An 8,515-nucleotide genomic window follows, 5' to 3' on the forward strand; every position below is an offset into this window, starting at 1 on the left:
TGAAAGCCTTTCAGAATTTGGGTTTTTGGTTTCGTCACCATCTGTATACCCTTATTCTAAAGGCTTTTCCAGCTTTTTTAGATGGTTATTACTACTTTTTTTCGCTCAATTGGGGTATAAATTATAAAAAAGAGACCTTACAACTTAATTTTTCACTAAAGTCGGAAGCAATTAATGCCGATAAGTAAATAATAGAAAATCCATGGACTGAAAGGCTGGTTTAAATGAACGACGTGGAATATTGTTGCGAATGTGATGAACCGATTACCTCTGACCCCATCTATGATGAGTCGGTCACAGGAGATGAAATTGGTCCACTTTGCAAAAAATGCCACAAAAATTTAATGGACGAGGGGATAGTCGAAAGAGGTGTACATATTAAACATTTTCATGGATAGTCACCCAGGGCCATACTAAAGGTGCACTCAAAAATACCTTTACAGTCTAGGATCTTTGCAAAATGGCATGGTTAGACCTTCAATCAGCTTCTTAACCTTCTGGACTCATAGCCTCTCAGCCTTTATTCCTTCTCAGCGTTTATGGTCTAACAGCACGCACCCACCCGCACTTACCCAGGTTGACTCCCCGCCTTGTATAAACATTTTCGCGCTTCGAAGTTACAATTAAAGCCTTTTTATGATGTCCTTTGATAAAAATCTCAGATGTCCAGTACCATGTTGCTCTTTTATCGGGGAAGGAAGGTTCCTTTTTATAAAGACTTGCCAGCTCGCTTGCATCCGGCAATCTCCAGTCCCTGTATCCTCCGGTTTTAAGACTGTTCACATATTTTTGGGCAGATTTATAATCGAGGCATTTATTTAGTGCCGCTCTGGAATCCAATAAACACCACTTTAGACCGGTGTTTGTATCAGTAAAGGTGCCGTCATTATCTGAAACATAGCGCCTGCCGGTTTTATTCAGCATTGTTTTAATTTTATCCCTTTCTCTTTTTATCCGGTCTTTTTCTCTTTGTATTTGGGCCTGTTGCCTGCTGTGCTGTTTTTCTGACTGCTGATGTTTTAAAGAGAGGTTTCTATTTTTCAGGCGCGATAGTATGGGTTTTGCATAGTCAATATATGGCCCTGAAGAAGTATAACTAATATAGTTTTCCAACGCATATATTCTTTCAGCTAAACTATGTTGCTCATTTTTACTGTATTTAAGAACGGTTTCCCATTTTTTAATTTCGTCTATCTTTTTCGCTATTTTGGACAGTTCGTTATTTATCTCGTCTTTTTTATCAGTGTCAGGATGTTTTGCGAGAAAGCTGTAATAAGCCTTTCTAGCTAGCCAATAATTTTTTCCAGCTCGTTTGATATGAGCCATCAAAAAATCGTAGTCCTTTTGTTCCTGTAACTTTGTTTTCAACTCGAATACTTCGTCTAAATGGTAGTTGTTTTTGAATATATCGATAAACCTGGTGCACAGCTCAATACCCCTGTCCCATTGTTTCTGCTGCTCAATAAGATCAACTTCTCTTATTAGGTAGTCATAATACTCTTCCCCGGTATCTGCAATTAATTCCTCCACCGCGCTGACGTGTTGACCACCGGGATGCTTTGAGAGATAGGACAGGTAAGCATCAATACGCTTACCATACTCGCTTTGGGCAACTCCGGCCAATTGTTTATATTCTATGTCATCGATCAAACTGGGTATTTGTGCAATTTTAAGTTGAATTTCTTCAGCAAAAGTTCCTTCGGGATACTTTGAAAGATATTCGGTATAGATGGCAGTGGCTTTTTTTTCGTAACTTGAGTCAATGGAAAGCTTTGCAACATTTTTTAGGGTCGATTGAAAATCCTGTTCTTCCATAAGATGTTGAATTTCCCATATCTTCTCTTTTAATTCTTCAGTGTAAGCATTCGGGGGGTGAGAATTAACATATTCTTCCAGCAGCATCTCCTTTTCTTCCAAGGTGCTTAGCTCTTCGGTCTGCACAAGAAGATTTTTATATTCATTTTTTAACCGACCCTGTTTTATGACACGAACTGAAAACACAGCACCCACGGCAATAAAAATAAGCACCACAAACACCATGGCGGAAACCAGCAACAATTTTTTTATACCGGGTTTTTGCACCGAACCAAGAAATTTTTTATAGCGTTCATCGGTGGGTTTTTGCTTTTCATCAGCCCGACCGGCTCTTCCAAAAGCCCTGCGGTCCTGAGAGCCTTCATTTCTGACCTTTAGAGCTTCTGATAAAATTTGCAAAAGTCCCTGGTTAATTTCGTTTGATTTTTTTCTGCTTTTCTCCCTGAGCTCAACCGCAGTGTTTTTCCAGCTTATTATTTCGTAAGCCGCCGCCTTGTTTTTTAGTCTGCCGGTTTCGGCAGCAATTAGTTCGCCCTGCAACATATATAAGCGCCCGCTCTTTCCGGCCGATTTTATTTCCAAGGTACATGAAATTTTCTCAAACATGGCCATTTTGAGAAAGGAGGCTAAGCTTATCCCATAAATCCGTCCTTCTTTTTCTTCATCAAACGCTTTGAATATCTTTTCATTTAAGACATTTGTTTTTACCAGTTTTTCAAGATCATTATAATCTTTTTTCGACATTTTGTTGCTGACGTATCCAAGATGCACGGTTATGTTGACAGGCGTTTTGCTCCATGGCCACAGTGCTCCATAAAAAAATCCTTCTTTGGTTTTTTTTAAAAACAGAGACTGCTCATTACGAATCCCACGCAGGTATTTAATGGCTGGATTAAAACGCAAAGATATGGGCATGGATGTGCCGGAGGCTTTTCGCGGAGGACCAAAAAAAGCTTCAAGCTTTTTTTCCAGGGTGCTGATGTCCCTGCCTTTTGATACAGCCTGGTAGAGGCTTCGGGTTGCATCATAAGCAGTTTTTTCCATTTGAGGTAATTCATCGAGAAATCTGACCAGCTTTAAAAATTTTATGGTTGAATTGAGATCATTTTTAAGCCTTATAAGTTCCTGGCTTTCAATCGCTGCCTGTGCTGCAATCGGTCTTTTACCCATTATCGGTATCTCCTGTGAAATAAATTGCCTCTAAGTATTGATAATTAATACCGTGTTATTCTATAATAACTTTTTTTTAGAATCAAGCATCCCGATAAAAAATATTGATTACACCAAATAATAATTTTGCTTTATCCAATCGGAAATACAAAAAATCTAAAACTTGACACCAATGTACAATTTTCTTATGTTCCCTTCGCGCCAATTAACTGTATATCATAAAAACTATTCTTTATCTATCAGGTAACAGACTGCTACAAGGAGAATAACTATGCACCTAACATTCTACGGGGCTGTTCGAGAAGTGACCGGATCAATGCATCTTCTCACTACGGGAAACGACAGGATACTGTTTGACTGCGGCATGTTTCAGGGTAGAAGGAAAGAAGCGGCAGAGAAAAACAGGGTGATGCCGTTTGACCCGGGAATTATTTCTACATGTGTACTTTCACATGCACATATAGACCATTCGGGACGCATTCCCTTGCTGACCCGGCATAATTTTATCGGCCGTGTGATCTGTACCCGATCAACCGCAGCGGCTTGCGAATACCTTCTCCCTGACTCCGGTCACATTCAGGAATCGGATGCCGACTATCTTAATTACAAAACCGTTCGCTCAGCACTAACACGAATGAAAAATTCATCAAAAGGAAAAAAGAAGGGAAGAAAGGAAAAGGAAGAAATAGCAAAACTCTTAAAAAAGAACCGGCATAAACTTAACACTGAAGCCATTAATAATCTGATTGTAAAATACCATCTGGACGGTGTTCAACCCCTTTATTCAACAGCTGATGCGGAACAAGCCCTGACTTTTTTTGATGGCTATCCATACAATCACCCAATATCCATCGGCAAGAATGTGACTTGCACACTATACGATGCCGGGCATATTCTCGGTTCCTCAATTTCCATCATAAAGGTAAAGGAAAACGGGCATCCCTATACTATTTGTTATACAGGCGATATCGGTAGATTTGACAAGCCGATTCTCAATGACCCCACCTTGGATTTTTCACAGGAAGATAGAGAAGTGGATTTACTGATCATGGAAAGTACTTATGGAAACCGTATCCATGAACCGGTAATCGATCTAAAACCTCACTTGAAAAAAGTAATTGTGGACACATATAACCGGGGAGGAAGCATTATAATTCCTTCATTTGCATTTGGTCGAACACAGGAGCTTTTATACTTTCTCCATGAATTTTATAATGAAAATGAAGTGCCAAGACTTCCCGTGTACGTTGACAGTCCTCTGGCAACAAAGATTACCCGTGTCTTCGGGGAACACCCTGAAGTCTATGACCAGGAAACACATGAAACCTTTCTTGAACATGGACAAAATCCGTTTTCTTTTGAACAGATTCATTTTGTCAAGTCGGTAGAAGAGTCGATGGCGCTAAACCGGGAAGAAAAACCGCATATTGTTATTTCAGCCTCGGGAATGTGTGAAGCCGGACGCATACTGCATCATCTGCGTTTTAAGATCCATAACAGTAAAAACACGATCCTTATTGTTGGCTATATGGCCATGCATACCTTAGGCAGGCGTATTCTGGAACAGGGAGGTTCGTATGAAAAATCAGGTAGAAATGGATCGCCTCCGGTGGTTAAATTTTTCAATAAAGAGTATCCTTTAAAAGCACATGTCGTCAGGCTTGGTGGATTCAGCGCACATGGGGATAAAAATGAGATGCTCCATTTCCTCAAAAAATCGAATCTAAAAATAAAACAAATTGCCGTGGTGCACGGGGAAGAAGATCAATCCGTTGCTTTTGCCGAGCTTCTAAACAGCGAAGGTTTTGCTGCCTTTGTTCCCAAGCAGGGTGAAACCATACAGATACAACCTTGACGTTTACCAAGGTAAATTTATTTTTGAAATGCACCCTAAGCTGGATAGATAAAAAACAACAACCATGGACAGGCGTATGTTAAAATCCGATATGTTGCTTTTTCTTACCTCATTTATATGGGGATTGGGCTTTGTGGCTCAACGAGTCGGTATGGATTTTGTGGGGCCCTTTACCTTTAACAGTATCCGTTTTGCTTTGGGAAGCCTAGTCCTCGTCCCCCTGATATTGTTGAAGAAAAAACCATTGGTTTCTTGCAATGATATCCGGCCGATTAACCGACTTAAAATGAAATTATTAAGCGGGGCTCTGGCAGGACTTGTTCTTTTCGCAGCAGCGTCTTTCCAGCAGATGGGCCTGGTCTATACGACTGCCGGAAATGCCGGATTTATTACCGGTTTGTATGTAGTGATTGTACCCATTCTTGGCCTGACCTTCAGACAACACACAGATACCGGAACCTGGATTGGTACATTTCTCGCTGCTGCCGGTCTTTACCTGTTGTGTGTGACGGAAAAGTTAACGGTTTCTTTGGGCGATTTCCTGGTGTTGGTCAGTGCCTTTCTGTGGGCAGGACATGTTCTGATTATCGGATGGCTTTCCCCGAAAATTGAACCTTTGAAACTTGCATGCATCCAGTTTGCAGTTTGCAGTGTTTTAAGCCTCATGGCTGCGGTTGGTGTTGAAATTATTACATTACAGGGCGTTTATCATGCGGCTATACCTATTTTGTATGGCGGGCTGCTTTCTGTAGGCATTGCATACACCTTGCAGGTTGTGGCACAGCAAAACACACATCCAGCTCATGCAGCCATTCTTTTGAGCTTTGAAGCTGTATTTGCCGCCACAGGCGGCTGGCTTATTTTAAATGAAACCCTAACAACACGTGGTATGCTGGGTTGCGCGCTAATGCTTTCAGGTATGCTTTTGTCCCAGCTCTGGGGTATGCTGTTAGAGCCCAAGCTCCTGGTTAATCAAAACAACCTTGATTCTTCCCTTCGGAAATGATTTTTCGGTGATCGTCCAGGTATTGCAGATACGGTTCGGACTTCTGCACTCTTCACAATATGAGGTTTGGGCACAGGGTGTCTTTTTGCCCAGCCGCATGGTGTTAATCGGTGCCGCATGATTTTTAATACGAAACATTGCGCTTTCTAAATCAGGAACAATTTTATTCCGGCCGATAAAAACAATCACATTTTTAGGGCCGAATGCAATACCAGCAACTCGGTTGCCGATCATATCCAGGTTTACCAGCTGACCGGCTTGAGTAACTGCATTGGTTCCTGCTAAAAACAGATCAACCAGTAAAGACTGTCTGCGACGTTCAAGGATTTCCTCTGAAGAAATGCTTTTGTCATATGGGTCGATCACTTTAAGGTGAGGATCGTTTTTCAAAATATCATAGAGGCCGGTTGCAGTAAACGTCATCGATCCTCCCCACGAAACGCTTTTGGGTTTAATAGCGGGAAAAATTTTTTTCTCTACAACAGTTCTGGCTTCTACTATATCCTGAGCAATAAATACTTGAAAATTGTTTCCTTCCAGGTTCCCTTTGAGATCTTTAAGCCGGATCCGCCAGTAATTTTCAATAGGATTCTCCATATCCTGCCTCCTTAAATTGATAAATTTTTATCAACATAAAGAAAAGGTCTTTCCATGTCAACACGGTCTTTCGCAGATAAAGACAAATTCATTTGAAAAAATTACTATCCCTGGAATCGATCCCGAATGTAAAACAGATTTTATATTAATTCTCATAAATAGATTTACCTTGGTTCATTGAAAAAAATATATATGTACAACCTCTATTTGATATGATAGGGGGCTTTGCGTTATCTGAAAACAGGTTAATTTTATTAATCAAGGATACAGGTTTGATGCAGACCGAAGAACTTAAAACATATATGGCCTTAAACGGAGCAATCATTTTCTGGGGGCTTTCTTTTGTAGCCACCAAGATCGCCTTAGAGAGCATTCCACTATTTACCCTGGTATTTGCCCGCTTCAGCCTTGCGTCATGCTTCTTGTTAGTTTTCCTTATACGTCGAGGTTTTCCTGAATTTAGCGCAAAAGACCATGTGAATATGTTTCTTATCGCTTTATTTGAACCAGGTCTTTATTTTATTTTTGAAACACTGGGATTAAAATACACCACTGCCCCGAAAGCCTCATTGATAATCGCCACCATTCCGGTCGTGGTCGTGATATTTTCCGCACTTTTCCTCGGAGAGAAAACCCGCAGGACAGGTCTTTTGGGAATAGGTTTATCTCTTACCGGGATTGCTGTATTGATTATGGGAGATCCCCATTTTAAATGGGATCTGGGTGGATCCATGCTGGGTGATATACTGATTATCGGTGCGGTAATTTCAGCAGCTCTTTATATGATCAGTGCCAGGAAATTGGGTCAAAGCCGATCGCCATTCGAAATTACCAGCTTGCAGTTTATGTATGGAGCGGTCTTTTATGCACCGGCATTTTTCTGGGAGATCCCGCATATACAATGGTCAACGGTCAGTGGCCGTTCAATTGGCGCCCTTATCTATCTGATATTCTTTGCTACTGTCAGTGCTTTTCTTTGCTATAATTTCGCTTTGTCACGTGTTCCGGCTTCACGCGCTGCCGTCTTTATCAATGGTATTCCCGTTGTAACCACGATTGGTGCCTGGATGTTATTGGGTGAAAAGCTTACCATGATTCAAACCGCCGGAGGTGGTGTTGTATTATTTGCTGTTTTTTTGACCAACCTGCCGGATGTTCGTATGGCCTCTGAAAAGTTTGGTTCCTGAACCGTGCATAAAAGATGAGAGGCCGTTCTTATGATGTTACCCGGCAGATATGGAAAAATATTAAAGCATCTCAGCCTTGAGGTTGTTTTCGCTGTCCAACTCAATCATGGCGCCTGCATGGGTTCTTCCAAGGGCACAATTAACCACCAGCGTTTTCCCCATATAAATCGAACCCGGTCTTTCATGTATATGCCCACAAATCATAAGCAAGGGTCGACACACTTTAATTACTTTCGTCAGGCTGCGGCAACCTGCATGAAACCTTCCCAAGACCTCATCCAGTGTGCCCCGTGGCGGAGGGTGCGCCACCAACACAGAATTACTTTTTATCAGGGGTTTTAGTTTTTGAATAATCTGTGCCTGATTGAGACAAATACGTGAGCTAAAGGGTATGGGAATGCAGCCGCTTAGACCGACAAATGATGTGCGGCCGATAGTGACCTTCTTTAGATGCAAAGGGAAAATATTGGAAAAATTTTCAAACAGATTTTCAACCCTTAACCGATCCGTGTTTCCCCGAATGGCCAGAACAGGCACGGAAAGGTCGTTTAACTGTGCTAAAATCCTGGCAGAAGAGGTAAAGTGGGTGATGTCTCCAGCAACCACCATTACATCTGGATTCAACTGCATTGTATTTTTTCGGATCGATGCAATTTTGTCTGATCGACCATGAATGTCAGCAACAGCATAAATACGCATTTTATCCTTTTATATTGTAATGGGTGACTTTGTAATAAATCTTGCCATTTAAAGCGGTAACCTATATAATTAGTGTCTGAACGACAATTGAAAACTGTTTGAATTTACGATGTAAAATCGCATAGAAGTAAAACGAAGATTTTCCAGAAAATGCATAATTTACTTGCATTGGCAACTCGTTAAAGG

8 protein-coding genes are annotated in these 8,515 nt (G+C 41.2%); 5 read left to right on the forward strand and 3 right to left on the reverse strand.

The features are described 5' to 3' along the window. Together SWH54_20300 and SWH54_20305 are read left to right on the forward strand one after the other, a co-directional pair. A partial coding sequence (locus SWH54_20300; GenBank protein ID MDY6793613.1) for a hypothetical protein occupies nt 1–188 on the forward strand: 188 nt, incomplete at its 5' end. 36 nt (nt 189–224) lie between these two features. Then, nucleotides 225–398, forward strand: a complete 174-nt coding sequence (locus SWH54_20305; protein MDY6793614.1) for a hypothetical protein — start codon at nt 225–227, stop codon at nt 396–398. A gap of 139 nt (nt 399–537) precedes the next feature. On the opposite strand, the gene SWH54_20310 is transcribed toward SWH54_20305, so the two are convergent. Next, on the reverse strand, nt 538–2,985 hold the full coding sequence (locus SWH54_20310) for a DUF1566 domain-containing protein (GenBank protein ID MDY6793615.1): 2,448 nt from the start codon (nt 2,983–2,985) through the stop codon (nt 538–540). A gap of 271 nt (nt 2,986–3,256) precedes the next feature. On the opposite strand from SWH54_20310, the gene SWH54_20315 reads away from it, so the two are divergent. Continuing rightward, the gene (locus SWH54_20315; protein ID MDY6793616.1) at nt 3,257–4,840 is read left to right on the forward strand and encodes an MBL fold metallo-hydrolase; all 1,584 of its coding nucleotides are present in this window, start codon (nt 3,257–3,259) and stop codon (nt 4,838–4,840) included. A 76-nt stretch (nt 4,841–4,916) separates the two neighbouring features. Beyond that, nucleotides 4,917–5,846, forward strand: coding sequence for a DMT family transporter (locus SWH54_20320; GenBank protein MDY6793617.1), 930 nt, complete (start codon nt 4,917–4,919; stop codon nt 5,844–5,846). On the opposite strand, the gene SWH54_20325 is transcribed toward SWH54_20320, so the two are convergent. After that, nucleotides 5,790–6,443 carry a lactate utilization protein gene (locus SWH54_20325; protein MDY6793618.1) on the reverse strand — a complete coding sequence of 218 codons (654 nt, stop codon included), beginning with the start codon at nt 6,441–6,443 and terminating at the stop codon, nt 5,790–5,792. The genes SWH54_20320 and SWH54_20325 overlap by 57 nt on opposite strands. A gap of 275 nt (nt 6,444–6,718) precedes the next feature. On the opposite strand from SWH54_20325, the gene SWH54_20330 reads away from it, so the two are divergent. Further along, a complete protein-coding gene (locus SWH54_20330) occupies nt 6,719–7,630 on the forward strand; it encodes an EamA family transporter (GenBank protein ID MDY6793619.1) in 912 nt (303 codons plus the stop codon). 60 nt (nt 7,631–7,690) lie between these two features. On the opposite strand, the gene SWH54_20335 is transcribed toward SWH54_20330, so the two are convergent. Next, nucleotides 7,691–8,329, reverse strand: a complete 639-nt coding sequence (locus SWH54_20335; protein ID MDY6793620.1) for a metallophosphoesterase family protein — start codon at nt 8,327–8,329, stop codon at nt 7,691–7,693. Between the last annotated feature and the right edge of the window lie 186 nt (nt 8,330–8,515).

This window comes from Thermodesulfobacteriota bacterium, from assembly GCA_034189135.1.
Lineage (GTDB): Bacteria > Desulfobacterota > Desulfobacteria > Desulfobacterales > JAUWMJ01 > JAUWMJ01.

Excerpts from the sequence above, each read along its gene's own strand:
- SWH54_20325 (MDY6793618.1), bottom strand. The coding sequence starts at position 6,443 with ATGGAGAATCCTATTGAAAATTACTGGCGGATCCGGCTTAAAGATCTC.
- SWH54_20335 (MDY6793620.1), bottom strand. The coding sequence starts at position 8,329 with ATGCGTATTTATGCTGTTGCTGACATTCATGGTCGATCAGACAAAATT.
- SWH54_20320 (MDY6793617.1), top strand. The coding sequence starts at position 4,917 with ATGTTAAAATCCGATATGTTGCTTTTTCTTACCTCATTTATATGGGGA.
- SWH54_20310 (MDY6793615.1), bottom strand. The coding sequence starts at position 2,985 with ATGGGTAAAAGACCGATTGCAGCACAGGCAGCGATTGAAAGCCAGGAA.
- SWH54_20315 (MDY6793616.1), top strand. The coding sequence starts at position 3,257 with ATGCACCTAACATTCTACGGGGCTGTTCGAGAAGTGACCGGATCAATG.
- SWH54_20305 (MDY6793614.1), top strand. The coding sequence starts at position 225 with ATGAACGACGTGGAATATTGTTGCGAATGTGATGAACCGATTACCTCT.
- SWH54_20330 (MDY6793619.1), top strand. The coding sequence starts at position 6,719 with ATGCAGACCGAAGAACTTAAAACATATATGGCCTTAAACGGAGCAATC.